Source organism: Flavobacterium stagni (assembly GCF_004122105.1).
Taxonomy (GTDB): domain Bacteria; phylum Bacteroidota; class Bacteroidia; order Flavobacteriales; family Flavobacteriaceae; genus Flavobacterium; species Flavobacterium stagni.
In genome coordinates this window covers 128,768-154,787 of sequence record NZ_SBKN01000007.1, presented here as the reverse complement: position 1 = coordinate 154,787, position 26,020 = coordinate 128,768, and the positions used below count along the sequence as shown (strand labels likewise).

24 protein-coding genes and 1 tRNA gene are annotated in these 26,020 nt (G+C 39.2%); 10 read left to right on the top strand and 15 right to left on the bottom strand.

What is annotated here, in order from left to right; all coding sequences use genetic code 11:
- Position 1 precedes the first annotated feature (1 nt).
- A complete protein-coding gene (locus EQG61_RS11815) occupies positions 2-1,048 on the top strand; it encodes a M28 family metallopeptidase (RefSeq protein WP_129462150.1) in 1,047 nt (348 codons plus the stop codon).
- Positions 1,049-1,077: 29 nt separating this feature from the next.
- Here EQG61_RS11815 and EQG61_RS11810 read toward each other — a convergent pair whose 3' ends face one another.
- The 5 genes from EQG61_RS11810 to EQG61_RS11790 form a co-directional block, all read right to left on the bottom strand.
- Positions 1,078-1,626: a hypothetical protein gene (locus tag EQG61_RS11810; RefSeq protein WP_129462149.1), complete on the bottom strand. Its 549-nt coding sequence runs from the start codon at positions 1,624-1,626 to the stop codon at positions 1,078-1,080.
- A gap of 73 nt (positions 1,627-1,699) precedes the next feature.
- A tRNA-His gene (locus EQG61_RS11805) sits at positions 1,700-1,775 on the bottom strand.
- An 85-nt stretch (positions 1,776-1,860) separates the two neighbouring features.
- Positions 1,861-2,577 carry a bacillithiol biosynthesis deacetylase BshB1 gene (gene bshB1, locus EQG61_RS11800; RefSeq protein WP_129462148.1) on the bottom strand — a complete coding sequence of 239 codons (717 nt, stop codon included), beginning with the start codon at positions 2,575-2,577 and terminating at the stop codon, positions 1,861-1,863.
- A gap of 30 nt (positions 2,578-2,607) precedes the next feature.
- Positions 2,608-3,657 (bottom strand): chorismate-binding protein, encoded by a 1,050-nt coding sequence (locus EQG61_RS11795; protein WP_129462147.1) that lies wholly within the window; start codon positions 3,655-3,657, stop codon positions 2,608-2,610.
- The gene (locus EQG61_RS11790) at positions 3,657-4,079 is read right to left on the bottom strand and encodes a PaaI family thioesterase (protein ID WP_129462146.1); all 423 of its coding nucleotides are present in this window, start codon (positions 4,077-4,079) and stop codon (positions 3,657-3,659) included. The genes EQG61_RS11795 and EQG61_RS11790 overlap by 1 nt, the downstream gene beginning before the upstream one ends.
- A gap of 152 nt (positions 4,080-4,231) precedes the next feature.
- Here EQG61_RS11790 and EQG61_RS11785 point away from each other — a divergent pair, with 152 nt between their 5' ends.
- From EQG61_RS11785 to EQG61_RS11775, 3 genes are all read left to right on the top strand, one after another.
- Positions 4,232-5,851, top strand: coding sequence for a hypothetical protein (locus tag EQG61_RS11785; protein ID WP_129462145.1), 1,620 nt, complete (start codon positions 4,232-4,234; stop codon positions 5,849-5,851).
- Positions 5,852-5,970: 119 nt separating this feature from the next.
- On the top strand, positions 5,971-9,624 hold the full coding sequence (purL, locus tag EQG61_RS11780) for a phosphoribosylformylglycinamidine synthase (RefSeq protein ID WP_129462144.1): 3,654 nt from the start codon (positions 5,971-5,973) through the stop codon (positions 9,622-9,624).
- 81 nt (positions 9,625-9,705) lie between these two features.
- Positions 9,706-10,155, top strand: coding sequence for a hypothetical protein (locus tag EQG61_RS11775; protein ID WP_129462143.1), 450 nt, complete (start codon positions 9,706-9,708; stop codon positions 10,153-10,155).
- 162 nt (positions 10,156-10,317) lie between these two features.
- On the opposite strand, the gene EQG61_RS11770 is transcribed toward EQG61_RS11775, so the two are convergent.
- Positions 10,318-10,899, bottom strand: coding sequence for a dual specificity protein phosphatase family protein (locus tag EQG61_RS11770; protein ID WP_129462142.1), 582 nt, complete (start codon positions 10,897-10,899; stop codon positions 10,318-10,320).
- A 3-nt stretch (positions 10,900-10,902) separates the two neighbouring features.
- Positions 10,903-12,828, bottom strand: coding sequence for an LTA synthase family protein (locus tag EQG61_RS11765; protein ID WP_129462141.1), 1,926 nt, complete (start codon positions 12,826-12,828; stop codon positions 10,903-10,905).
- Between the two features lie 117 nt (positions 12,829-12,945).
- On the opposite strand from EQG61_RS11765, the gene EQG61_RS11760 reads away from it, so the two are divergent.
- The 4 genes from EQG61_RS11760 to EQG61_RS11745 all read left to right on the top strand — a co-directional run bounded on the left by EQG61_RS11760 (position 12,946) and on the right by EQG61_RS11745 (position 16,463).
- Positions 12,946-14,727, top strand: a complete 1,782-nt coding sequence (locus EQG61_RS11760; protein ID WP_129462140.1) for an AMP-dependent synthetase/ligase — start codon at positions 12,946-12,948, stop codon at positions 14,725-14,727.
- Between the two features lie 182 nt (positions 14,728-14,909).
- A complete protein-coding gene (locus EQG61_RS11755; protein ID WP_129462139.1) occupies positions 14,910-15,299 on the top strand; it encodes a hypothetical protein in 390 nt (129 codons plus the stop codon).
- Positions 15,300-15,380: 81 nt separating this feature from the next.
- Positions 15,381-16,001, top strand: a complete 621-nt coding sequence (locus EQG61_RS11750) for an SOS response-associated peptidase (protein ID WP_129462138.1) — start codon at positions 15,381-15,383, stop codon at positions 15,999-16,001.
- 75 nt (positions 16,002-16,076) lie between these two features.
- Positions 16,077-16,463, top strand: a complete 387-nt coding sequence (locus EQG61_RS11745; RefSeq protein ID WP_129462137.1) for a DoxX family protein — start codon at positions 16,077-16,079, stop codon at positions 16,461-16,463.
- Between the two features lie 33 nt (positions 16,464-16,496).
- Here the strand turns inward: EQG61_RS11745 and EQG61_RS11740 are convergent, their stop codons facing one another.
- On the bottom strand, positions 16,497-17,057 hold the full coding sequence (locus EQG61_RS11740) for an acyl-CoA thioesterase (RefSeq protein WP_129462136.1): 561 nt from the start codon (positions 17,055-17,057) through the stop codon (positions 16,497-16,499).
- Positions 17,058-17,114: 57 nt separating this feature from the next.
- Positions 17,115-18,536 (bottom strand): RtcB family protein, encoded by a 1,422-nt coding sequence (locus EQG61_RS11735; RefSeq protein WP_129462135.1) that lies wholly within the window; start codon positions 18,534-18,536, stop codon positions 17,115-17,117.
- A gap of 182 nt (positions 18,537-18,718) precedes the next feature.
- On the opposite strand from EQG61_RS11735, the gene EQG61_RS11730 reads away from it, so the two are divergent.
- Positions 18,719-19,747 carry a helix-turn-helix transcriptional regulator gene (locus EQG61_RS11730; RefSeq protein WP_129462134.1) on the top strand — a complete coding sequence of 343 codons (1,029 nt, stop codon included), beginning with the start codon at positions 18,719-18,721 and terminating at the stop codon, positions 19,745-19,747.
- Here the strand turns inward: EQG61_RS11730 and EQG61_RS11725 are convergent.
- From EQG61_RS11725 to EQG61_RS11700, 6 genes are all read right to left on the bottom strand, one after another.
- Complete coding sequence (locus EQG61_RS11725) at positions 19,734-21,116, bottom strand: hypothetical protein (protein WP_129462133.1); 1,383 nt, start codon at positions 21,114-21,116, stop codon at positions 19,734-19,736. The two genes, EQG61_RS11730 and EQG61_RS11725, sit on opposite strands and share 14 nt — an antisense overlap.
- Before the next feature lie 29 nt (positions 21,117-21,145).
- A complete protein-coding gene (locus EQG61_RS11720) occupies positions 21,146-21,868 on the bottom strand; it encodes a hypothetical protein (protein ID WP_129462132.1) in 723 nt (240 codons plus the stop codon).
- A 149-nt stretch (positions 21,869-22,017) separates the two neighbouring features.
- Positions 22,018-22,458: a response regulator gene (locus tag EQG61_RS11715; RefSeq protein ID WP_129462131.1), complete on the bottom strand. Its 441-nt coding sequence runs from the start codon at positions 22,456-22,458 to the stop codon at positions 22,018-22,020.
- Complete coding sequence (locus EQG61_RS11710; protein WP_129462130.1) at positions 22,459-23,559, bottom strand: sensor histidine kinase; 1,101 nt, start codon at positions 23,557-23,559, stop codon at positions 22,459-22,461.
- Positions 23,560-23,759: 200 nt separating this feature from the next.
- A complete protein-coding gene (locus tag EQG61_RS11705) occupies positions 23,760-24,194 on the bottom strand; it encodes a response regulator (protein WP_129462129.1) in 435 nt (144 codons plus the stop codon).
- Positions 24,195-25,295: a sensor histidine kinase gene (locus EQG61_RS11700; protein ID WP_129462128.1), complete on the bottom strand. Its 1,101-nt coding sequence runs from the start codon at positions 25,293-25,295 to the stop codon at positions 24,195-24,197.
- A 282-nt stretch (positions 25,296-25,577) separates the two neighbouring features.
- Here EQG61_RS11700 and EQG61_RS11695 point away from each other — a divergent pair, with 282 nt between their 5' ends.
- A complete protein-coding gene (locus EQG61_RS11695; protein WP_129462127.1) occupies positions 25,578-26,009 on the top strand; it encodes a MarR family winged helix-turn-helix transcriptional regulator in 432 nt (143 codons plus the stop codon).
- Positions 26,010-26,020: the final 11 nt, after the last annotated feature.

Below are 26,020 nucleotides of genomic sequence, written 5' to 3'. Positions count from 1 at the left end.
TATGAAAAAAATAACGTTACTCCTTGTTGCCATCAGTCTTGCGGCTTGCTCAGGCTCACAATCGACAGCTACGAAATCATCTGCCAACGGACCAGTAACACCCATTGCCTATATGGAATCCATTACGGCAAACGAACTCAAAACCTACCTCACGGTTGTCGCTTCTGACGAAATGGAAGGGCGCGAAACGGGGAGTCCGGGACAAAAAAGAGCGGGGAATTATTTAATCGAACAATACAAAAAAAACGGAATTCCATTTCCCAAAGGTGCCGATAGCTATTACCAACCGGTACCCGCAGCTTACTTAAATGCCAAGCGAAATGAGGGATTGAACGATTCTGAAAACATTTGGGCCTTTATCGAAGGTTCAGAAAAACCGAATGAAATTGTGGTGATTTCAGCCCATTACGACCATGTGGGCATCAAAAATGGCGAAGTGTATAACGGTGCCGACGATGATGGTTCGGGAACAGTAGCCCTTTTAGAAATTGCACAAGCTTTTCAAAAAGCCAAAAAAGAAGGACACGGCCCCAAACGCTCGTTGCTTTTTCTCCATGTAACGGGCGAAGAACACGGCCTTCACGGTTCGCGCTACTATTCAGAAAATTCATTATTTCCTCTAGCCAATACGGTAGCCGATGTCAATATTGATATGATTGGACGTCGGGATGCCAAACATGCTGATAATGGTAATTATATTTATGTAATTGGATCCGACTATTTATCCAGTGATTTGTATACCATTTGTGAAAATGTGAACAGCAAGTACACGCATTTGGATTTGGATTATAAATACAACGATCGTAAAGACCCAAACCGTTTTTACTACCGTTCGGACCATTATAATTTTGCAAAAAATAACATTCCCTCGGTATTTTTATTCAGTGGTGTGCATGCCGACTACCATAAAGCAACCGATGAAGTGGATAAAATCGAGTTTGATTTGTTAACCAAACGCGCCCAATACGCATTTACTATAGTTTGGGAAATTGCCAATCGCGATGCTCGATTAATTGTCGATAAAACGGATCCAGAGAGTAAAAAATAAAAAAGGGCTGCAACTGCAGCCCTTTTCTTTTATCGAAAACCTTTTTGATATTCAGCTAATAAGGTATCGGAAAAAAACAAGCCCAAATAGGAATCATACATTGACTTGTTAGTGGCTTCCATCGTAACGAATGCCTCTTGGTATTTTTTTAATTGCTCGGGAGTTAAGAGATTCCTGTATTCTAGTTCTTGCTTAATCAAAAGTTGCATAAAACGATTTGTAGCTTTGACATCCCCTTGTGACAACATTAAAATGTATTCTTGGTACATCGTTTTGTATTGGGCAATGAACAATTCTTTAAACTTCGGATTTTGCTCTTCGGTATAATTAACAATCCCAAACGTCAATTTCCCTTTGGTTTGCCAAAAAAGCTCTTCGCCTTTATCACCAGGTTGTGAAACAAAATGCTGAATTACGGCCAATTTAATTTTTAAGGTCCGTTCAATTTCTGGGGGCAATCCTTGCATCCCGCCGTGATGGGCTTCTGAAGTGGCTTTTTTAGGGGCCGCTTTTTTCTTTTTCGCCTGACCCAATCCCAGCATGGGCAATAACAGCACAATCAAAATGAAGTTTTTCATGACGAAGATTTTTATCAAAAGTAAAAAAGAAACGTATAGAAATAAAAAAAAGCCCTGAAAATTCAGGGCTTTTGGGTGAATGAGGGGTCTCGAACCCCCGACCTTCGGAACCACAATCCGACGCTCTAACCAACTGAGCTACAATCACCGTTTGTAGTTGCTAGAGAGGAACCCTCTTTTGCGGTGGCAAATATATTGCAAACTTTTTCTTTTGCAAAGCTTTTTTTAATAAAATTATATCAAATCCCCTAAGCTATTGACGGCCAAATACCTTTCCACAGTATAACCTTCTGCAAATTCAACGCCGACTATTCGTCCCAAGTCTTGTGCACGGTATTTTACACTATCCAAAAAGTTTTTAGTCGCAATGGGCGTTGTGGGTTCATTGGAATTCGGATTGTAAAATTGGGAGCCATAAGCCAATATGGATTCCATTTTCACGTCCATAAAACCTGAGATATCCACAACGAAATCCGGCTCGATATTTTTCCACTGAATGTAATGGTACACCGCTTTGGGGCGCCAAGCTTGTTGCGAACTTCCCTCCCATTCGGTTTCAATTTTTCGTAATCCTGATAGAAAACAAGCGTCGGAAACCAATTTACTGCCTTTTCCATGATCGATATGACGGTCATCAATGGCATTGCAAATCACCACATCCGGTTGATATTTGCGTATCATTTGAATGATTTTTAACTGATGGGTTTCATCATTTACAAAAAAACCATCGCGCATGTCGAGGTTTTCGCGAACATGAATACCCAGTATTTCAGAAGCTTTTGCTGATTCACTGTTGCGAATTTCGACCGAACCCCGCGTACCCAATTCACCACGCGTAAGATCGACGATGCCAACTTTCTTGCCTAAACTAACTTCTTTGGCTAAGGTGCCACTGCATCCCAATTCAACATCATCAGGATGGGCTCCAAAAGCGAGTATATCTAATTTCATGGGTTATTTTTTTTCAAAAGTAACGAATATTTATAAAGCACGTTTTACCGTAGCCGCTTTGTGAACCGTTTCCATAAACTCCTTTTCAGGAATACTTCCAGCATTAATGCCGCATCCTACATAAATGGAAAGGCTATCGTTTTCCCATTGCATACAGCGCAAATTCACGTATAAATCCGAGTCACCCGACTTATATGTACCAAAATTCTTATTCCATTCGCCCAAATACCCTGCGTAAAAACGACGATCATACCCTTCATTTTCAGCAATAAACTGAAGCGCAACACTTTTAGGAAAACCACCTACAGCAGGCGTAGGATGCAAGGTTTTCACCACAGCTTCCCAATTGGAATTCAATTCAGCTTCAATATCCGTTTTGATGTGCAGTAAAGAACCGGCTTGATGTGTATAGGGTTCGGAAATTGTAATGGAATCAGTTACAGGGGTAAGTGAACTAACGATATAGTCGGTAACCAACTGTTGCTCGCGAATTTCCTTTTCACCCCATTGGAGTAGCGACTCCAACGAACCTACTTGTGTCCCCGCCAGGGCTACCGTTTTGACGGTAGTACCGACTTTTTTTGCTAATTGCTCTGGAGTTGCGCCCATCCAAACCCCTGAATCAGGATGGTACCAAAAATAGCGGAATGCCGTAGGATATAAGGCAAGTAATCGCTCAAACGTTGCATACAGTTGACTGGAATCAAACGAATGCATTTCTTTTCGTGACAAAACTACTTTATGCAGCTCACCGGCTTCTATCGCGTTTACTGCTTTGGCCACTATCGATTCAAAATGCACTTTGGCATCCGATTCAAATTCGGGTTTTACTTCGGTCCATAAAAAATCTTTAGCCGAAAATGTTTCAAAATAACAATCAGTATCGGATTCAGGAATAAAAAGTTGGGTATTACCCTCAAAGGAAACCATGCAAAAACCCGCAGCTGTGGGATCAAAATTATGATTTTGGTTCGATCGCTGAAAGAGTCCAATCACCTGATTCGAATCGGGTTTAGCATAACACACAAAAGGAATTTTTTGTGCTAATTTTTCCTCAATTTTAGAACGAATCAACTCCATTACCGTTTGGGTAAAATCATATTGGTTAACTTACACAAGGACACCAATTTATCGGCTTCATCTACAATTCGAATTTCCCACAAATGAATACTGGCCCCTTTGTGAATAATTTTGGCTGTTGCAGTCACTCTTCCTTCGCGTTTGGCTTTTAAGTGGTTGGCCGAAATCTCGATACCTCGCACTTCCTGTTTTTCAGGATTCACAAACATAATGGAAGCTGCACTACCCACACTTTCTGCTAGAGCCACTGAAGCACCACCGTGCAAAAGTCCCATGGGTTGATGTACTCTCGAATTCACAGGCATGGTCGCAACTAAAAAGTCCTCCCCCGCATCAACATACTCAATTTCAAGGGTTTCCATTAAAGTATTTTTACTCCATTCGTTACACAAACGAAGCATTTTCTCTTTATCGAATTGCATTTTTTTAAATTTGGGTAAAATTAGCCCATTTCAAATGAATCCACAACGGCATTAACACAGAATAAACTTTAAAAATTTACGTTATCCTTCTGTTGTTTGACCCAAAAAACAATCAAAATCGTTATTTTTACCAAAATTCTCAGAAGATTATAATGCGCAAACTACTTCTATTTTTAGCCCTTATTTCAGGTATTTTACTGACGTCTTGTCGCGATGATTTCGAATTCGAACCCAGTACCGTGCAACTTCGCTTTTCCAAAGACACTGTGTATTTGGATACGGTTTTCACCAACATTGGTTCAAGTACTTACCGTTTAAAAGTCTATAATGATTCCGACAAAGACATTTCGATTCCTACCGTTCAGTTGGGTAAAGGTACCAATTCCAATTACCGTATAATGGTGGATGGAATGACGGGCGAAGATGCCGACAATAGCGGAATTGGGGATGGAAAAATCTTCCGAAATGTGGAGTTATTGGCAAAAGACAGTATGTTTATTTTTATTGAAGTAACTTCGGATGTAGCCGATGCGAACCCGACCGATTATTTGTATACCGATAAAATTGAATTTCGCCATGCCAACAATGTAATTCAAAATGTTGATTTAGTGACCTTAATTCAAGATGCCATTTTTATTTATCCGCAAAGAGATAGTCAAAATGTTTATGAAACCATCTCTTTAGGTTTGGATGAAAACAATGATCCTATCGAATTTGTAGGCAGCAATTTGAGTGAAAATGATCCTGTAAACGGCGATGAATTGCATTGGACCAACCAAAAACCTTATGTGGTCTATGGATATGCTATGGTTCCTAATGGGAAAAATTTAGTCGTGGATGCAGGGGCACGTGTCCATTTTCACGCTAATTCAGGCTTAATTGTGAGTCAGACCGCCTCAATTCAAATCAACGGAGGCAATCCACCTGGAAATGATCCCGCCAACTTAACAAATGAAGTGGTATTTGAAGGTGACCGACTCGAACCCTTGTACAGTGATGTACCGGGTCAATGGGGTGCCATTATGATGTTGTCTGAATTGAATACCAATTCCATCAATCATTTAACTATTAAAAATGCAACGGTTGGATTGTTGGTTCAAAAACGATTAGCACTCGGAGAAGACGACACCCACCAACCCAAATTGAATCTTTCTAATGTTCAAATTTACAATTGTGCCAATGTAGGAATTCTAGGTCGGGACGCCCAAATAACGGGTTCGAACCTCGTCATCAACTATTGTGGACAAGCTTCATTGGCGGCAACCCTTGGCGGAGTGTATAATTTCACCCATTGTACATTTAACAACAATTGGAACAGTTCGAAACAATTTGCTGTAGTGGTTGGTAATTATTTAGAAGTTGAAAATACAACATACATTAGTGATTTAACAGCGGCCAATTTTACCAATTGCATCCTGTATAGCAGCAATCAAAATGCTTTGAAATTGGACAAATTCACGCCACCCAACTCCACTTCACCCGATGCGAGTTTTGCCTATCAGTTTACAAACAGTTTGATCAAACTGAACAACAGTAGTGCAAATCCGTTGTATTTACCAACCAATACCACGAATTTTACCAATTGCTACAATGCGACAAATTCGCAAACCTTCAATCCAAAATTTAAAAAAATAACGGAAAATAAATTGTGGCCTACCGAGGATTTATCGACTTCCATGCCTGCAGCGATTACTGTAGTAACGTTAGATATTTTGAATAAAACCCGAACGACCAATACCAACATTGGTGCTTATCAATTTATTACTAACTAAATATAGCCTCCTTCGGGAGGTTTTTTTTTGTCAAAAACCTGTGAAAAACTATTGCATTTCGGTTTGCTTCCCTTTTGAGATTCCCTTACCTTTGTGCCACAACTTACAACAACACAACAATGATTCATTTTTTCGGTAACGAAACCGGAACTGTTTATGCAGTTCAGTCTACTACTCCATTTTCTGAAGAAACGCTACAAAAACTCAATTGGTTGTTTGGAAATACCCAAAAAATCGACCAATCAGAAATCATCGGTACTTTTATCGGACCTCGCGCTACCATGGTAACTCCTTGGAGCACCAATGCGGTTGAAATCACCCAAAATATGGGAATTTCAGGTATCGTACGCATTGAAGAATTTCATGCGGTAAAAGAGGCTGTAACCGATTTTGACCCCATGCTTTCGCAACAATTTGAGCGTTTGCATCAAGAGCTTTTCACGATTCAACTCCAACCCGAACCGATTCTAGAAATTGAAGATATTGCCGCCTACAACCAACAAGAAGGTTTGGCATTGAGCGATGAAGAAGTGGCCTACTTGAATCAATTAGCCGAAAAATTAGGGCGAAAATTAACTGACTCTGAAGTTTTTGGTTTTTCCCAAGTCAATTCAGAACACTGCCGCCACAAAATTTTCAACGGTACTTTTGTAATTGACGGTGTTGAAAAAGAAACGTCCTTATTCAAATTAATTAAAAAAACGTCCGCCGAACATCCCAACGATATCGTTTCGGCGTATAAAGATAATGTGGCTTTCATCAAAGGGCCGGTGGTGGAGCAATTTGCACCGCAACGCGCAGATGTGGCCGACTTTTATACCAAAAAACCTTTTGAATCGGTGCTTTCACTAAAGGCAGAAACGCATAATTTCCCGACTACGGTCGAACCTTTCAACGGTGCGGCAACGGGTTCGGGTGGTGAAATTCGCGACCGTTTAGCCGGTGGCCAGGGTTCGCTTCCACTTGCTGGAACGGCCGTTTACATGACGGCCTATTCGCGATTAGCCCAAGATCGTCCCTGGGAAAAAGGCGTTGAAGAACGTCCGTGGTTGTACCAAACTCCGATGGACATTTTAATCAAAGCATCCAACGGGGCCTCCGATTTTGGGAATAAGTTTGGCCAACCCTTAATCACGGGTTCGGTGCTTACGTTCGAACACGAAGAAGACAACCGTAAGTTGGGCTATGATAAAGTGATCATGCAAGCCGGCGGAATTGGTTATGGCAAAGCCGAACAAGCCCAAAAACACGAACCGCAATTGGGTGACCAAATTGTGATTTTAGGAGGTGAAAATTACCGTATTGGAATGGGTGGAGCCGCTGTTTCTTCCGCTGATACGGGGGCTTTTGGTTCGGGAATCGAATTGAACGCTATCCAACGTTCCAATCCTGAAATGCAAAAACGCGCGGCTAATGCCATTCGTGGTTTGGTTGAAAGCGACCATAACCCGATTGTTTCCATTCACGATCATGGTGCAGGGGGCCATTTAAACTGTCTTTCAGAATTGGTAGAAGCTACTGGAGGAGCCATTGACCTAGACAAACTTCCTGTAGGAGACCCTACCCTCTCTGCCAAAGAAATCATTGGCAACGAATCCCAAGAACGCATGGGATTGGTCATTGGATCCAAAGATTTGGAAACACTAGAACGCATTGCTGAACGTGAGCGTTCTCCCATGTATACAGTGGGTGCAATTACCAACGATCATAAATTCACCATTGCGGGTTCGAAGTCGGGAGCCAAACCCATGGATCTCGCCTTGAGTGACATGTTTGGGAGTTCGCCCAAAACCATCATGAATGATGCAACTATCGAACGAAAATATGATTCGATAACCTATACTACTGACCAACTACACACCTATTTAAATCAAGTTTTACGCTTAGAAGCCGTGGCTTGTAAAGATTGGCTAACCAATAAAGTAGACCGTTGTGTAGGTGGTCGCGTTGCCAAACAACAGTGCGCGGGTCCGTTGCAATTGCCCTTAAACAATGTGGGGGTTATGGCTTTGGACTTTAACGGAAAAGAAGGTGTGGCGACCAGTATTGGTCATGCACCAATTGCAGCCTTAATTGATCCTAAAGCAGGAAGTCGCAATGCGATTGGTGAAGCCTTATCCAATTTGGTTTTTGCCCCCTTAAAAGACGGATTACAAAGCGTTTCTTTGTCGGCGAACTGGATGTGGGCTTGTAAAAATGAAGGCGAAGATGCCCGATTATATGCCGCTGTGGAAGCCTGTTCTGATTTTGCTATTGAATTGGGAATCAACATTCCAACAGGGAAAGATTCGCTTTCGATGAAACAAAAATATCCGAATGGCGATGTGATTGCGCCGGGAACAGTGATTATTTCGGCTATTGGAAATTGTTCGAATATTACAAAAGTAATCGAACCCGTAGCCCAACGCAATGCCGGTTCCTTATATTACATTCCGCTTTCTCAAGACGGATTCAAATTGGGAGGAAGTTCGCTAGCTCAAATACTCAACAAAATTGGTAACGAAACACCATCGATTCAAGATGCTGACTATTTCAAGAGAGCTTTTAATACCATCCAAAACCTGATTAAAAACCGTCAAATTGCGGCAGGTCACGATGTAGGAAGTGGCGGTTTGATTACGACACTATTGGAAATGTGTTTTGCAGAAGTAGGACTAGGTGCTCAATTAAGTTTGGCAGGATTTAGTGAAAAAGATGCTGTAAAAGTTCTATTTGCAGAAAATATTGGCATCGTACTTCAAGCGCAAAACGACACTGAATTTGAAGCCGCTTTCGCGAAAGAAAATGTAGAAATAATAGCATTGGGAGCGGTTTGCGAAGGCAATACACTAAACATTGATTCATTTGAATTTGATATTCCTGAATTGCGAAAAGTTTGGTTTGAAACTTCGTATTTATTAGACCAAAAACAAACTCAAAATAACAAAGCACACGAGCGTTTTACCCATATTTTTGAACAACCGCTTACTTATACTTTCCCAGCCCATTTTACGGGAAAAATTGAGTCTACCCCGACAACCCGACCCAAAGCTGCGATTATTCGTGAAAAGGGAAGTAATTCGGAACGGGAAATGGCTCATGCAATGTATTTGGCCGGATTTGATGTTAAGGATATTCACATGACCGATTTGATTAGCGGTCGCGAAAACTTGGAAGATGTCCAATTCATTGGTGCTGTGGGAGGTTTCTCCAACTCTGATGTTCTGGGAAGTGCCAAAGGATGGGCTGGAGCCTTTTTATACAATGAAAAAGCGAATACGGCTTTAAAGAATTTCTTTGCCCGTCAAGACACCCTTTCTGTCGGTATTTGTAATGGATGTCAATTGTTTATGGAATTAGAACTCATTCATCCCGAGCATGCTGTTCATGGAAAAATGCACCATAACGACAGTCAAAAACACGAAAGTATATTTACTTCTGTAACGGTTCAAAAAAACAATTCGGTAATGCTTTCTACATTGGAAGGTAGCACCTTGGGCGTTTGGGTATCGCATGGCGAAGGAAAATTCCATTTGCCAGAGGCTGAAAATCAGTATCATATTGTCGCAAAATATGCTTACGAAGGCTATCCTGCCAATCCGAACGGATCGGATTACAATACGGCCATGTTGTGCGATACAACAGGTAGACATTTGGTCATGATGCCGCATATTGAACGCTCCATTTTCCCGTGGAACTGGGCGTATTATACTGATCGCGGCGTAAAAGACGAAGTGAGTCCGTGGCTTGAAGCCTTTGTCAATGCGCGCAAATGGATTGAGAAAAACAACTAATTGTTATAAAAAACCTAACCTTATCTAAAATTGGGTTAGGTTTCTTTTTTATTTATATCTTGTACTTCAAATTAGAATTTTATGCAATTACGCTCCTTTTTATTGATCGCTTTTATGGTTGTTACTTCTTTTTCATATGGTCAAAAAGTGACAGAAATCGAAACTGAAGATGGGAAACATTTTATCACCACCACTTGTGAATATCCTATTTATGGGACGTATCAATTCAAAGGTGCCGAACCTATCATCGAACTCAATTCCGGTGGCACAGGGCAATACCAGCAACACGATGCCTTAAAACGCCCCATGATTTGGGGATTAGAATGTTCGGAAAGCGGTGAATTGAAGGCTACAAAGGGCTACGATAATGTCAAGTATATTTTATACTACAAATACACCACGCCTGTTGCGGGCGAACCCGAAGAATCTTGGATGCGCATTGAAATGACGGTACATTTAAATTCGGGTAAAATCTTCATCAACGGCGAACGCATGAAGTTGTTTTCAGCGAAGGAGGAGAAAAAGAAATAATTAAAATGACGGTTATTAGTTTACAGTCGCAGTCGCAGTTTTCAGTAGTAATAAGAAAAAGTAGATTACGTTGAAAGTTATGACATTCGTGAATTTGGACAAATAATTTTCAAATTCTCAAACCTTCAAATTGCCTCATTGGCACATTGTCTCATTGGCACATTACTTCTCCCCTTTCTGCTTGCGGGTTTTGTAGTTTTTCAAAAATTCTCCTTTGGGTTTCCCATCGTCAAACGAACTGAACATTACTGGAAAAGCGGCTTTTTGACGGGCTTCTTCATTAGACATACCTTCGTATTCAATGCGATAAATAGCAGAATAAATTTGTGCCCGACCTATTCCGTGATAACAGTGGATTAACACAGGATAGTTCTTTGGATTATCCATGATTTCATAAAAATAATCCAAGTTCTTTTGATTGGGCACTTGATCGGAACCGTTATTGTAATAATTCACACCCGGAATTTTGGCAACGGCTTCTTTTTCCGCTTTCAATTCGGCAGGAACCTCCGGATTATTAACATCATCACCCGTACCTGGAAACCGCAAATCGACAATGGATTTGATGTGGTATTTGTCCACATACTCTTTGATTTCATCGGGAGGAATGACACCACTTTTATACACTTTACCTTCGGTAATTGTCATGAAGTTATGGTTAATATGTCGGTCGTAAACATACTTACCTCCAGCAATTAAAGCAATAGTAAAAACAGCTAAGAGTATTTTATTTCGTAAACGCATTTCTTAAGGTTTAGAAGTCAATTTTTTATCAATAATTCGTTCCATATAATCTTGTAAAAAAGCTTTACAGCGTTTTTCTAAAAGATTCATTTCTACATTGCGATGGGCAATTAAATTGTGTTTTAACGCAAAATCATTTCGCTTATAAAAACCCACCGCTTTTTGTCCATCAAAAGTACAAATATAATTCCCACTCATCATTTGGTACAAGTCAGAAGAATAACGCATCACAAAAGGCGGCACTTTTGTATCGCTAATCAAACTTCTTCCCCAACTGCGAAACGGCTTTTCATAGCCGATCATATCGAGAATGGTTGGATAAATATCGATTTGCTGCGCCCATTCATTATTCACGCCTTTATAGTTAAACTTGGGCGAATAAAATAAAATGGGGACAGTATGTGCGTACTGATCGTTATAATATTTATCGTAATAAATCAAATTATCATGATCGGCAACCAAAACAAAAATGGTATTATTGAACCACGGTTCTTTGGAAGCCGCTTTGAAGAACTGTTTAAGTGCAAAATCCGTATAGCCTACACATTGGTGCATGGGGTTGGTTCCTTTTGGGAATTTCCCTTTGTATTGATCCGGAACGATATACGGCTCGTGTGAAGAAACGGAGAACAAAGTAGCCATAAACGGTTGCTTTTTGGCTGATATTGTTTTGTTGAAATACTGAAAAAACGGTTCGTCCCAAATCCCCCAATATCCATCAAAATCTTGGTCGTTATTGTACTCATTTTTACCGTAATAATTGTCTATACCTAAAATATTACTAAAACCTAAAAACCCCATCGAACCGTTGGGCGCTCCATGGAAAAACGAAGTATCGTAGCCTTCACTTTTCAATACTGAAACCAAGGATTCAATTTTCTGTTTCGGATACGGTGAGGAAGTAAAGGCATCTTTGAAAGAAGGGATTCCAGAAAGCACCGATGACATTCCATGAATGGATTTATAGCCGTTCGCGTAGGCTTTGGTAAAAATCAAACTGTGTTGTGCCAAAGAATCCACAAACGGCGCATAGCCTTTGTAGCCTTTGATTTGCTCGTCTTTATTAAACGAACTGATGTATTCTTTTCCAAAACTTTCCAAGATAAAAATCACCACATTGGGCTTAGTTTTGGGATTGTTTTTATAGTGTTTGATGGGCACCAAAAGTGAATCTACCGTGGGTTGATCCACCAATTGCACTTTTTGAAAGGTATTCGTATTCCAAGTCCGGATCACCGCAAACGGCGTATTTAACACGAAATCCGATTGCGAAGCATCGGTCACAAAACGGCTAGCATCCACCACATTGATGGGTCGGGTACTCTTTCTAAAGTCGCCTCGAATCCCTCCAATACACAATGCAACAATCAATAATAAGGATACTGTAGAAGCGAAAAAATACTTTAATGATAACTTTTGCTTGTCGGATTTAACTTTTTGTTTTCCATACAAATACACCCAAAGCAAAGACAATGCTACAAACAGCGCAAACACATGCCAATAATGGATCAAAAAACTTCCAAACAATGCTGCCTTATTGGTTTCATTTTCGACAATATCCATAGAAGCTCGGGTGCTTCGATTAAACGAATACCGGTAATAAATGAAGTCAATAAAGTTGAGTGAAAAAGCAATTAAATTGGTTGTAAAATATAGAATTTTGAGTCCGACCTGATACCCTTTTTGTTGATTTATAGTAAAAGGAAGAATGGAGAGTAAAATAAACAACGAATTGACATAAAGAATCGTTGTGGTATCAAAGGCTAACCCATGATAGGCTAACGGAAATAAGTCGGTCCACGAATCCACTTTGATTAAATTCGAATTATAAAAATAAAATAGAAATCGAGCAATCATGTAAAACATATAGGCTAAAAAAAGCCTGTATGCCAATACTTTATATTCGTTCAAACGTGGAAAATGACGCATTATGGAATTGATTCAAATCGGACACAAAGCTACAAATTACGATTTTATTGCGTCTAAATTTTAAATTAATATTGTGAAAGCCCGCTGTTTTCGTTAATTTGGCAAAAAATATTGACTATGCAATCCATCAGCAGGCTGTTTGATTTCCCTTACCACCAATTGTCCAAAAACAACAAATCGGACTGTTTGGTGACCAAATATGGCGAGGAATGGGTAAAAACTTCGACACAAGAATACATTGATCAAGCCAATGCTATTTCGCGTGCTTTACTTCGTTTGGGCGTTCAGAAAAATGACAAAATAGCGATTATTTCCAGCACCAACCGAACGGAATGGAACATCTGTGATATTGGAATACTACAAACGGGTGCTCAATCGGTGCCGATTTATCCCACTATTGCTGCAGAGGATTACGAATACATTTTGAACCATTCTGAATCTTCGTATTGTATTGTTTCTGACAGCGAAGTTTTTGCTAAGTTAAAATCGGTTCGCCACAATGTCCCGAGTTTGAAGGAAATCTATGCATTCAATGAACTCTCTGACTGTTTAAATTGGAAATCTTTACTCGAACTTGGTGCAGACACGTCCAATCAAAATGAAGTGGAAGCGCGAAAAGATGGAGTACTAACCACAGATCTAGCCACAATTATTTATACCTCAGGAACAACAGGTAAACCAAAAGGGGTGATGTTGTCCCATCAAAATATTGTTTCCAATGTTTTGGACAGTGCGCCACGCATTCCTTTTGAAGAAGGCAAATCCAAAGCGTTGAGCTTCCTTCCTGTTTGCCACATCTTTGAACGAATGATATTATATATCTATCAGTATTATTCGGTTTCTATTTATTTCGCTGAAAGCATCGATAAATTATCCGACAACATCAAAGAAGTACATCCCAATGTTTTTTCTGTCGTTCCGCGATTATTGGAAAAAGTATACGACAAAATCTATCAAAAAGGAGCCGAACTCACAGGATTGAAACGTAAAATTTTCTTTTGGGCTTTAGAACTAGGTTTAAAATACGAACCCTATGGCGCCAACGGTTGGTGGTATGAATTCCAATTAAAAATTGCTCGTAAACTAATCTTTAGCAAATGGCAAGAAGCCTTGGGTGGTGAATTAACCGTTATGGTTTCTGGGAGTGCGGCGTTGCAACACCGACTCATTCGCGTATTTGCCGCAGCAGGAATGCCAGTTATGGAAGGCTATGGCTTAACCGAAACGTCGCCCGTTATTGCCGTAAACGATCAAAAAAATGGAGGTTTTAAAGTAGGGACTGTTGGTCGTGTGATTGATAATGTCGAACTCAAAATTGCAGAAGATGGCGAAATCTTGTGCAAGGGTCCGAACGTCATGATGGGCTATTATAAAGATGATGTCTTGACCAATGAAGCCATTAAAGACGGCTATTTCCATACAGGAGACATTGGTGAAGTCGACGCCAATGGTTTCTTAAAAATTACCGATCGCAAGAAAGAAATGTTCAAAACATCGGGTGGAAAATACATTGCCCCGCAAATGATTGAAAATGCGATGAAACAGTCGTTCTTCATTGAGCAAATCATGGTGATTGGCGACGGTGAGAAAATGCCGGCAGCCTTTATACAACCTAGTTTTGAATTTGTGAAAGAATGGGCCAAAAGGCACCACGATTCAATTGGAACATCATATGAAGAAATTGCCTCTAACCCGCATGTGATTGCGCGAATTCAAGAAGAAGTTGATAAAATCAATGAGCGATTTGGGAATTGGGAAAAAATTAAAAAGTTTGAACTTACCCCTACCGTTTGGAGCATCGATGGCGGTGAATTAACACCGACCCTCAAACTCAAACGTAAAATTATCAAAGAAAAATACAAACACCTGTACGATAAAATATATCGTGACGACGAATAAAAGCGACACCCTTCGGGGTGTTTTTTTTTGTATTACTATTCTCGCAAGCCTATTAAAACCTAACGAAGCGCTCATTATCAACAATTTATAAATTTCAACAGTTAATAACTTCTAGGAACAATTGTTAAATTTTAACATTTTGTAAGTAATTTTAATACTGATAACCAATAAACTAAACGATTATGAATGCAAAAAAATTACTTGCTGGCGGTATCGTTGGCGGCATTGCTTACTTCTTATTAGGATGGATTGTGTACGGCATGTTATTGCATGACTTCTTTCCACAACCTCCGGGTGAAGAGAACTTAACACACATTTTTATCGGTTCGATGAGTTACGGCTTCCTTATGGGTTGGGTGTTCCAACTGAATGAGGGCATTGGCAAATGCGTACCCGGAATCAAAGCCGGTATGGGTATCGGATTGTTTGCCGCCTTACACATGACCTATTTTATGCACATGTACGAATCCAGTTTTGATATGAAATTAATGGTGGTTGACACCCTTGCTATGATTGGGATTTCTGCACTAGTGGGCGCTATCGTTGCTGTAGTCAACGGTAAGCTATCATAAATTGAAGTAATTGGGATTAAGAAACACGAGTGGAAACATTCGTGTTTTTTTTATCTTTACTTTTTAGTGAACTATTATTCTATGTGTTTTTACATGCAAATGAAAGACCCTAAGGTCAAACTGGAAGATCGATTTAAAGCGAAAGTTGCTCCTCAAATGGAACTGCCGCAATCCGATATTTTCAATGGTTTTGAGCACCCTACCATTGGATTAATCACGGACCAAGCGCCTGACACTATTCAATGCGATTTCAGTTGGGGATTGTTGCCGCATTGGGCCAAAGACACCCAATTTCGTAAAAACACCTTAAATGCGCGAATTGAAACGCTGACTGAAAAACCCTCATTCCGTGAGGTCATTCAAAACCGGTGTATTATCCCTGCTAATGCTTTTTACGATTGGCATTGGTTGGATGAAAAAGGAAAAAACAAACAACGGTATATCATTTATGGCCCTGACGAACTCTTTGCATTTGCCGGTTTGTACAGTTATTGGACACATCCTGAAACCGGCTCACAAATGGGTACCTATACCGTTCTAACCACAACGGCCAATGCCACCATGAGTTTCATTCATAATTCCAAAAAAAGAATGCCTATCATTTTAAAGAAAGAAGATGAACAACGCTGGTTGCACCATGAATTGGATCCTTCGCAATTGGCATTCCCGTATGAAGTGCCGTTATTGGCATTTCCAGGATAACCTTTAAATGTTAATTTTCTGATTTCCTAAAGACTATTTTGTAAATTAGAACAATAAACCAATAACCAAAAAACTATGTTAGAAAGAAATCACCACCTCGGCTTACTCATTTTGCGCCTTTTTGTGGGCGGACTCATGTTATTTCATGGAATTGCCAAAGTTGAACACGGCATTGATTTTATCAAAGAAGCGGTTGGTCCCCTCGCCTATGGCGTTTATTTTGGCGAATTATTAGCACCCTTAGCGATTGTTTTGGGATATCGCACCCGATTGGCCGCTTTAATTTTTGCCATCAACTGTATCGCTGCAATTGCCATTGCTCACTCAACTGAAGTATTACGATTAAACGAATACGGCGGCTACGCTCTAGAATTACTTATGCTTTACATTGTAGGAGCGGTGAGTTTATTCTTCTCTGGCGGTGGTGCATTTGCGGTTTCGGTGAATAGTAAATGGGATTAATAAAGTTATGAATTATGAGTTATGAATTATGAGTTATGGATTATTGCCGTTGGAATATTTTGTTTCAGCGTATTGCAATAAATCTTTAACCAATTTCTTTTTGTCCTGAATAAGGATTTCTGGATAATGCAGTTCGGGTAAATCAATCCCCATGCCTTGGGTGATGCTATTTAACGGAACTGTATTTCCATTTTGAACCACACGGATTTCTTTAATAGCCAAGGTGTACAATTTTCCCCGACTCATCACAACCGACTCGACATACATACTCGTTTCATCCCAATAAACCAATTGATTGGAAACGGAAAACTTTTGAAACGGTTGCAATGAACGGCGGTAAATGATGGTAGTATTGACCACGGGTGCCATGATTTTATTTTTTAGCGCATAGCGAAAGAAACCCGAACGAATCACTAAATCAAAACGACCCAACTCCATATACGTCAGGTACCGCGCATTGTTCATGTGGAAATATTCATCCAAATCAAAAAGTGAAACGCGATACTTATGGGTGATGCGTTCCCCAAACGAATGAATACGGGGACGGAACAAACTGCGCATAAAAATCCAGATTTTATAGAGGGCGAGCTGCATAGAATTAGTATAAAATGTAAAAATAAAAAAAATAAACCCGATTAACTCGGGTTTATACTAATCTTCACGACTTCCGTCATCTGCCATACGCACGATCTTTGGAATAAATCGAGCCACAACATCAACTAATTCTTCTTGAGCTGCCATAACTTGATGAATATCTTTGTAAGCCATAGGCGCTTCATCCAATCCTGCACCGATTAAAGTAACGTTATGATCGGCTAAAATTGATTTCATTGCTGAACGAGAAATAGTATTTTCAGCTTGTGTTCGACTCATTTGTCGACCTGCACCATGTGAAGCTGAATTAATTGCATTGACTTCTCCTTTCCCTCTCACTAAAAATCCAGGAGCAGTCATACTCCCAGGAATAATTCCCATAACACCTTTTGAAGCGGGTGTTGCTCCTTTACGATGAACAATTACTTCCTCTCCATTATATACTTCTTTCCATGCAAAATTATGGTGATTTTCAATTTTTGCTAAAGTCGCTACTCCAAGAGATTTAGAAATTTTAGTATGTATAATCTCATGACATGCAGAAGCATATTCACCAGCTAAATTCATCGCAAGCCAATATTCTTGTCCTAATTCAGAATTTAAATCCAAGTAAGCTAAGTTTTTAGCCTCATCCGGTAATTTGCAAACTTCTTTTGCTTTTTTGGTATAATGTCCTGCAATTGTTGCCCCAAATCCTCTAGAACCCGAATGAGTTAATAAGGCTACATAATTTCCTTTAGGAATATTAAGAATCGCATCATCTTTTTCAAATTCAAGAATACCAAACTCAACAAAATGATTGCCTCCTCCTGAGGTTCCGAGTTGTGACCATGCTTTATCTTTTAAACTTTTCACCAATGCATTTTCATTGAATAATGAGTCACCTAAAACTTCATGATCGGATTTATATTGTCCATGATAGCCATGTCCAGCACCAAATTTAGAGTGAGCAATAATTTCTCGTTTGAACTTATCCGCATTTGCATAAAAATATTCCGCTGAAATAGGATAAATACTCAAAGCCATTCGACAACCAATATCAACTCCAACTCCATAAGGAATAATCGCATTTCGTGTAGCAAGCACTCCTCCAATTGGCAAACCATACCCTTGATGTGCGTCTGGCATTAATGCTCCTGCAACCGTAATTGGTAAACGCATAGCTACTTCCATCTGTTTGAAAGCGCCACCTTCAATAAAATCCTTTCCATAGGCTGGAAATGATATTGGCGTTGGATGTAAGGATATAAAATCCGATTCTTTTTCATTTTGCTTAGCTATAATTGCCTTGGCTAAAACACCAAATAGAATATGATCTTTGTATTCTTCTGGATTCTTCAACACAGCAGCATAGTTTTCCATCATTTGTTCACGGTTCAATCCAGTTCGCTTTTTGTTTATTTTCAATGCAACTCCAATCAAACTACCTTCAGGGTATCCTAATGTGATTAAATCGTTTCCATTAATTTGAGTCTTCATAGTTTTCACTTTTGCGAGTCCGATGTTTGTCCACTGCAAACATCGGACATACTTGTTACAGTGCAAAGATTGAAAAACAACTACGCAGTTATTTTGCGTAGTAAATAATATTTTTTTATTTTGGTGGAAATTGAACAGCAATTAAGAATTTAATCCTAACATTACAAACTAGTTACGCAAAAATGGCTCAACATAAAAACGCATTGATTCGCTACCAGACTATTGACAAATGCTTACAAAATAACAACCGTCGATGGAGTTTAGAAGATCTCATTTCAGCATGTTCGGATGCTTTGTATGAATTTGAGGGACGAACTCAAAATATCAGCAAGCGAACAATTCAATTGGATATACAGATGATGCGCAGTGAAAAATTAGGTTATCATGCTCCTATCGAAGTCTATGATAAAAAATATTATCGCTATGCGGAAGAGGGATTTACAATTACCGCTATTCCTTTAACTGAAACAGATGTTCAAGTACTTACAGAAACTGTATTAATGTTGAAACAATTCCAAAATTTTTCTTTATTTCAAGATGTATCCGATATAGTACAACGACTTGAAGATAAAATATACACCGAAACAACCCAAAATCAACCTATTATTTATTTAGATCGCAATGAAAAATTAAAAGGTATTCATTTTCTAGACGGGATTTATCAATCAATTGCTAAGAAAATTGTATTGAAAATGAAGTATCAATCCTTCACATCAATTAATCCTTCTACGTTTGATTTTTACCCTGTATTATTAAAAGAATATAATAACAGATGGTTTGTTATTGGAAAGAAAAGTACAAATAGTCCGATACTAAGTTTGGCATTAGATCGAATTATTGAACTCGATTATGACTTTTCTAAATCGTTTATTCCTTTCCCATTTGATCCTGATGAATATTATAAGTACACGGTAGGTGTTACCGTAATGAAAGGAATCCAACCCAAACGCATTGCTTTATGGGTCGCTGCTCCTCATGCACCTTATGTTTTAACAAAACCTATTCATAGGAGCCAGCGTCTTATTCAAACTTTGGAAGATCATAGCATTATCATTCATTTGCTGTTACAAATGAACTTTGAATTTGAACGAATTCTACTTGGATTTGGAGCTGGTATCAAAGTTATTGCTCCACAAGAACTAAAGGAGCGAATAGCTCGAATACATCAAGATGCTTCGCTTCTATATGAAGAGGAATCTAAAACAAACTAAACACCGTATCCCCCACTTTCGATTGACCATTTACAAAAAAACTCCGGTCGGCATGAAGGTATAATTCGTAGTTAGTTCCTTTTAATTCCATAAATCCACCTTGAATTTCGATGGGCTTTGGTAAATATTTTTCAGCACCTTGAAAGGGTTGTTGAAACCGGGGAAAGTTAGCTATATTGGATTTTGCCGCTTGCACATTCGACAATTGTTTTCCCACATACAAATGAAAAGGCATGCCATGCGTCGAAAATCGCAAAGTGTCTTTGGGTTGGATATACAAATACTGCAAGGCTTCTTTTCTTTTTTGTGGATCTTTGAAAAAAGCATCTACCGCTTGTTCATCTGAAAAAAGAATCACTTCAAATGGCGTTGCATTGATAAAGGTGAGTCCGCTGGAATCGGGCGTAGTATACTTCATTTGGTAAAAATCAAATCCCGTTTTTACTGTATCCAAAACTTTAGAATCCAATGTAATTTTATTTTCTGGATAGTAAAAAAACGACGGATAATACCCGACTTTTGCGGCTTCGATTTGCTGTTTCCGTTCGGCTTTACGGTGTTGTCCGTAATAGGCCCCAATGATAAAAAGAATAATAATCCCCAACAATATACTCCCCATAAATTTAAAATCACCCATCACGCGCTGGCGTTCGCGTTTACCTTCGGCATCTTCGGGATGATGGAAAAGGTAATACACCCCGCCAAACATCGTTTCAAAAAAATGAATGATTCCGGGTTTATTGATGATTTCTATGGTCTGATTGAGCAGTCTTCGGCGTTTGTTTTCTATGGAAAAAATGAGTTGAGCCAATTTTTTATCGTTCAAAAGTTGGATAAAATCCGCGTAATTTTTAAACAACGACCAATCGACCTTTGAATCGGCTATTTCGAGATCGGCTTCAAATTGCAACAAGCGGGCTTCCAACTTGTTTTTCAAGGTTTGCAAAACCCGTTCGGGGAGCAGCGCTTCATAGCGCAACATGAATTTCAAATAGTAGAATCTATTTTCATCCAATTCTCCCACTAGAAACGCAATCCAATCGTCGCTGAGAAATTGTTCAACTTCCGTGGCCAATTGGGCAAATGAGAATCCTTCATAAGTACATTCCGGATAGTCTTTCAACAAATCGGTTTTGGATTGAAAGAGTTGAGCAAACTCGGGAAAAGTATCCAAAAAACGCAACAATTCACTTTTTTCTTTCAAGGCAGTAAGAAATTGTTCTTTGCTGTTGCGTTGCAATTGTACTCCTCGGAAAGAAGTTTCGAGTTTTAGTATTTTTTCAAAACGCTGAATATCCGGCAACTGCCATTGCGAAAGCGGTTCGGTGGAATAGGTTTGTGCGAAATAATAATTGTAAATAAATGACATTTAAAAACGATTTAGAAAAAATACTTTACTCACGGCACGCGACTTATAATAAGAAAAAACAGAATAAAAAGGACAACGAGAATTCCCAAAACCTCGTTAATAGAGAGTTTCCTATTCCTATCATCGATAATCTCCATTATCTCTTTGAGCTTTTGCTCACGAATGCTCTCAATTTCAACTATAAGTTGCAGCAATTTTTGATCTTTTAACAGTAAGGTAAATTTGACATAGGATTGAAACAAAAACCAATCCGATTGATTACCCTCTGCTTGTATCGCTTGGTGGTATTGTTGCAAAATACTTTCTATTTTAATCTTCAAAGTTAGTAGTACCCGTTCTGGAATTAAAGCCTCGTACCGCATCATAAATGTCAAATAAAATAGTTGATTTTGTTCTATTTTTTCTATAATAAAGTGCATCCAATCTTCACTCAAATAACGATCTACCTCGAATGCCAACTGAACTTGATTAAATTCTTCGTAGTCACAATCGGGATATTCTTTCAGTAAGTTGGTTTTAGAACGAAAGAGTTGGGCAAACTCGGGAAAACCATCCAAAAAACGCAACAATTCACTTTTTTCTTTCAAGGCAGTAAGAAATTGTTCTTTGCTGTTGCGTTGCAATTGTACTCCTCGGAAAGAAGTTTCGAGTTTTAGTATTTTCTCAAAACGCTGAATATCCGACGACTGCCACTGCGAGGGCGGTTCAGCGGAATACGATTGTGCAAAATAATAGCAATGGATAAATGACATAGCGATTTCAAAGTGGAAAGGTACGATTTAAATCGGAACATCTTTCTAAGCAGGAATTGCGTGAGCGGTTGAAGCGGCATCCTTTTACGGAGTGCAACGGAGGAAAAGATAGAGCGGAAGACGCGACCCGCAGGGGCACGCCCAAACTATTACTCCACAGATTCCCAATCAAAGTTGGCTTCAACAATTTGATACAAATAGTCTTTGGTTAAGGGTTTTGAAATAAAGGCTTGAACATTCTCATTGGCGCCACTTCGAAAACGGTCTTCGGGATTAATGCTTGTGGTGAGCATAGCTACCACAATTTTTGCTTTTTGATTTTCGGGAAGTTTTTCATATTCTTCTAAAAATTCCCAACCATTCATCCCTGGCATATTGATGTCGAGGAAAATAATTCCGGGTTGGGGATACCCAATTTGGTGACTAAAATCGCCTTTGCTGGATAAAAAATCTAAGCCGCGCTGTGCTGTATTACAGACTTCGATATGGGTTTTTACTCCCGATTTTCGGATGATAATCTCGTTGATAAAGTTGGTCGCCTTATCATCGTCGATTAATAAAATACAGTCTAATTTGGGTTTCTGACTCATTTACGCGGATTTAAGCTTGAGAGTATCAATGGTGAAATAGAAAGTACTGCCTTGGCCTTCTTGTGAATCGACCCAAATATCGCCTTTATGGAGTTCGGCAATTTTATGGCAATGGGCTAAACCGATTCCCACCCCTTCATACATTTCTCGGGGATGAAGACGCTGGAAAATGATAAATATTTTATCGTGGTAACAGGATGGAATGCCAATACCGTTGTCTTTCACGGCAAATTTCCAAGTGGCAAATTCTTGTGTGGCTGTGATAATAACGAGTGGAGAATCCCCTGGCTTTCGGAATTTAATCGCATTGGTAATGAGGTTGGCAAACATTTGACGCAATTCAACCTCATACCCCATTAAATGTGGCATCGGACCGATCATGATTTCGGTGTCTGTTTCCCGAATTAACAGCTGTAAATCATCGACAACATCTTGCACAATTTTTTGGCAATCAACCCATTCGGGAAAACTTTCTTTCCCAATACGGGAATATTCGAGTAATCCTTGAATCAATTGACGCATCCGTTCGGTAGCTTCACCCACAAATTCCATCATTTGTCGGGCATTTTCATCCAAATTATTAAAATAGGAACTATTTAATAATTCATACAAACTTGTAATCGTACGTAACGGCTCTTGCAAATCGTGGGAAGCGATGTAGGCAAATTGTTCGAGTTCCCGATTTTTCTTCTCGAGTTCTTTCGCATGTTCGACGAGTTCCAACTCCGCTTTACGGCGTTCGGTAAGGTCTCTAGTAACTTTGGTATACCCATTTACGTTGCCGTTTTCATCATGAATGGCGGTGATAGTAATACTCCCCCAAAAGGTTGAACCGTCTTTTCGGAGTCGCCATCCTTCATCGGTGGCACGTCCCATGAGTCGGGCAATCTCCAATAAACTTTCAGGTTTACGTTGGAGTCGATCGTGTTCAGTGTAAAAAATTTCGAAATGATTACCTACGATTTCCTCTGCTTCATAGCCTTTGATGCGTTGGGCACCTGTATTCCAATTCATGACTATTCCGTTTACGTCTAATAAAAGAATAGCGTAATCAGAAACCTCGTAGATCATCTTAAAAAAGACATTTTCTTCGTGGCTCATAGAGTTAGGGTTGTTTGATATTGGGTAAAGTGTTCTCTCAAAAATACGAAAAATCTTTCAATAATTACGCAAATGTTAAATTTTTTCTTACTTAAAGTGCTAATATGTAAAAAAAAGCACCTCAAAATTGAGATGCTTAACATAAATAGTGTGAAACTTTCGAATACCCTAGATTGTCAAATCAAGTCCTATTTATGGTTTTATTTTTTGGACCATTCAAAATTGTCATTTATAATTTTCATCAAATGTTCTTCAGTAAGCGGCTTGGAAATGAATCCCTTGATGTTTTGATCATTTTCACTGCGCATACGGTCATCAGGATTTACGCTTGTGGTGAGCATTACAACGACTAATATGCCTTTTTGTTCTTCAGGTAATTTATCATAGTGATCCAAGAATTCAAATCCGTTCATCCCGGGCATATTAATATCTAAAAAGATAATACACGGTTGCGGAAAGCGTTCTTGGTTTTCATATTGTCCCGTACTTCCAAGGTAATCCAACGCTTGAAAAGCACTGGTACAGACAACAATTTGCGCATCAACTCCCGTTTTTTTAATCGTGATTTCGTTGATGAAATTGGTTGCACTATCGTCGTCAACCAATAGTATTTTTTTTAATTGTGGCTTACTCATTTATGCAGATTTAAGTTTGTGGGTGTCAACACTAAAATGGAACGTACTTCCCTTGCCTTCTTCAGAATCGACCCAAATATCTCCTTTATGTAATTGGGCAATTTTGTGGCAGTGGGCGAGTCCGATTCCCGTACCTTCATAGGTTTCCCGTGAATGTAGACGTTGGAATATCACAAAGATTTTATCGTGAAAAGCTTGCGGAATTCCGATACCATTGTCGTTGACGGAAAAAGTCCATTTGCCATTTTTTTCTGAAGCACTAATTTTTACAACGGGCGACTGACCCGGTTTGCGAAATTTGATTCCATTGGTGATAAGATTGGTAAACATTTGACGTAATTCCAGCTCATAGCCCCAAATGGTGGGAAGACTTTCAAATTCGATATAAGTACCCGTATCTTCAATCAATATTTTCAAATCCATTTTGATTTGCTGAATTAATTGGGCACAATTCACTTCGACCAAGTCGCTTTCCTTGCCAATTCGGGAATAATCCAACAAACCATGAATCAATTGGCGCATCCGTTGCGTAGCCTCCAAAATATAATCCATCATTTGTGTCGTTTGGGGATCGATCTTCTCATAAAGTGTGTCCCGCAACATTTCGTTCAAACACGTAATGGTTCGAAGCGGTTCTTGCAAGTCGTGTGAGGCAATGTAAGCGAATTGCTCCAACTCTTTGTTCTTTTTTTCGAGTTCTTTGGCATGTTCAATCACCGCTAGTTCGGCATTTTTCCGTTCCGTAAGATCGCGTGTTACTTTTGAAAATCCGGTGATTCTTCCGTCAGCCCCATGAATGGCAGTGATTAATACATTGGCCCAAAATAGGGAACCGTCTTTTTTGACGCGCCAACCCTCATCTCTCGCACTTCCTTCTTGGGTTGCTGTCGCCAATAGTTGATCGGGTTTTTGTTCGATTTTGTCTTTTTCCGTGTAAAAACGTTTGAAGCTCGAACCTATAACTTCTTCGGATAGATATCCTTTAATGCGTTGTGCTCCCACATTCCAATTCATGATAGTACCGTTGGCATCCATCATAATAATGGCATAATCCGATACTTCATAAATCATTTTGTAGAAGACATTCTCTTCGTGATTCATTTTTTCGTTGTGTTTTAGAGTGTGTTATTAGGCGTAATCCCTAAGGTTACACTTCAAACATAAAATTATTTTTTGTGATATAATTAACATTTATGACGTCTTGAAATAATATTCTTACTTATAGCGTTAATTTATTGAATTTCGTAAGAAAAAAGCGTCCGTTTTTTCAAATCCATTTTATTATTCGTAATTTTTCCTATGCATGCATAATTTTTTGTTATTTTATTATGCGTGCATAGTATTTTTATGTATTTTTGAAATCGATTTCGTAACCTAACCTTTATGAAAGAAAAAACAATAGACTATGCATTACGCGCAACTTGGCAAGCCGTTGCACGCATGTATAATGAAGAAGCATCTAAATATGATGCGTCCATGGCAGTAGGTTTTGCACTACTCAGTATCGACAAAGAAGAAGGAACACCTTCCTCCTATATTAGTAACCGTATGGGAATGGAACCCACGAGTTTAACAAGGACCTTAAAAACTTTGGAAGACCGCGGTTTAATTTACCGGGAGAAAAATCCAGATGATGGCCGTGGGGTCCTGATTTTTTTGACCGAAGAAGGAAAAGAAAAACGGGAATTATCGAAAAATACGGTGTTGCGCTTTAATGAAAGTATTCGAAAACATATTTCGGATGAACAACTCAAACACTTCATGGAAGTGACCGATATTATCAATGATTTGATTGCCGAAAAAAAGATTTTTTAAACAAACAACAT

Bases quoted from the DNA above. Each gene is read 5' to 3' on its own strand.
- EQG61_RS11710 (WP_129462130.1), bottom strand. From the start codon at position 23,559: ATGAGCCACGAAGAAAATGTCTTTTTTAAGATGATCTACGAGGTTTCT.
- EQG61_RS11720 (WP_129462132.1), bottom strand. From the start codon at position 21,868: ATGTCATTTATCCATTGCTATTATTTTGCACAATCGTATTCCGCTGAA.
- EQG61_RS11795 (WP_129462147.1), bottom strand. From the start codon at position 3,657: ATGGAGTTGATTCGTTCTAAAATTGAGGAAAAATTAGCACAAAAAATT.
- EQG61_RS11715 (WP_129462131.1), bottom strand. From the start codon at position 22,458: ATGAGTCAGAAACCCAAATTAGACTGTATTTTATTAATCGACGATGAT.
- EQG61_RS11705 (WP_129462129.1), bottom strand. From the start codon at position 24,194: ATGAGTAAGCCACAATTAAAAAAAATACTATTGGTTGACGACGATAGT.
- EQG61_RS11765 (WP_129462141.1), bottom strand. From the start codon at position 12,828: ATGCGTCATTTTCCACGTTTGAACGAATATAAAGTATTGGCATACAGG.
- purL (WP_129462144.1), top strand. From the start codon at position 5,971: ATGATTCATTTTTTCGGTAACGAAACCGGAACTGTTTATGCAGTTCAG.
- EQG61_RS11700 (WP_129462128.1), bottom strand. From the start codon at position 25,295: ATGAATCACGAAGAGAATGTCTTCTACAAAATGATTTATGAAGTATCG.
- EQG61_RS11760 (WP_129462140.1), top strand. From the start codon at position 12,946: ATGCAATCCATCAGCAGGCTGTTTGATTTCCCTTACCACCAATTGTCC.
- EQG61_RS11775 (WP_129462143.1), top strand. From the start codon at position 9,706: ATGCAATTACGCTCCTTTTTATTGATCGCTTTTATGGTTGTTACTTCT.
- bshB1 (WP_129462148.1), bottom strand. From the start codon at position 2,577: ATGAAATTAGATATACTCGCTTTTGGAGCCCATCCTGATGATGTTGAA.
- EQG61_RS11735 (WP_129462135.1), bottom strand. From the start codon at position 18,536: ATGAAGACTCAAATTAATGGAAACGATTTAATCACATTAGGATACCCT.
- EQG61_RS11750 (WP_129462138.1), top strand. From the start codon at position 15,381: ATGTGTTTTTACATGCAAATGAAAGACCCTAAGGTCAAACTGGAAGAT.
- EQG61_RS11770 (WP_129462142.1), bottom strand. From the start codon at position 10,899: ATGCGTTTACGAAATAAAATACTCTTAGCTGTTTTTACTATTGCTTTA.
- EQG61_RS11755 (WP_129462139.1), top strand. From the start codon at position 14,910: ATGAATGCAAAAAAATTACTTGCTGGCGGTATCGTTGGCGGCATTGCT.
- EQG61_RS11790 (WP_129462146.1), bottom strand. From the start codon at position 4,079: ATGCAATTCGATAAAGAGAAAATGCTTCGTTTGTGTAACGAATGGAGT.
- EQG61_RS11730 (WP_129462134.1), top strand. From the start codon at position 18,719: ATGGCTCAACATAAAAACGCATTGATTCGCTACCAGACTATTGACAAA.
- EQG61_RS11785 (WP_129462145.1), top strand. From the start codon at position 4,232: ATGCGCAAACTACTTCTATTTTTAGCCCTTATTTCAGGTATTTTACTG.
- EQG61_RS11695 (WP_129462127.1), top strand. From the start codon at position 25,578: ATGAAAGAAAAAACAATAGACTATGCATTACGCGCAACTTGGCAAGCC.
- EQG61_RS11725 (WP_129462133.1), bottom strand. From the start codon at position 21,116: ATGTCATTTATTTACAATTATTATTTCGCACAAACCTATTCCACCGAA.
- EQG61_RS11810 (WP_129462149.1), bottom strand. From the start codon at position 1,626: ATGAAAAACTTCATTTTGATTGTGCTGTTATTGCCCATGCTGGGATTG.
- EQG61_RS11740 (WP_129462136.1), bottom strand. From the start codon at position 17,057: ATGCAGCTCGCCCTCTATAAAATCTGGATTTTTATGCGCAGTTTGTTC.
- EQG61_RS11815 (WP_129462150.1), top strand. From the start codon at position 2: ATGAAAAAAATAACGTTACTCCTTGTTGCCATCAGTCTTGCGGCTTGC.
- EQG61_RS11745 (WP_129462137.1), top strand. From the start codon at position 16,077: ATGTTAGAAAGAAATCACCACCTCGGCTTACTCATTTTGCGCCTTTTT.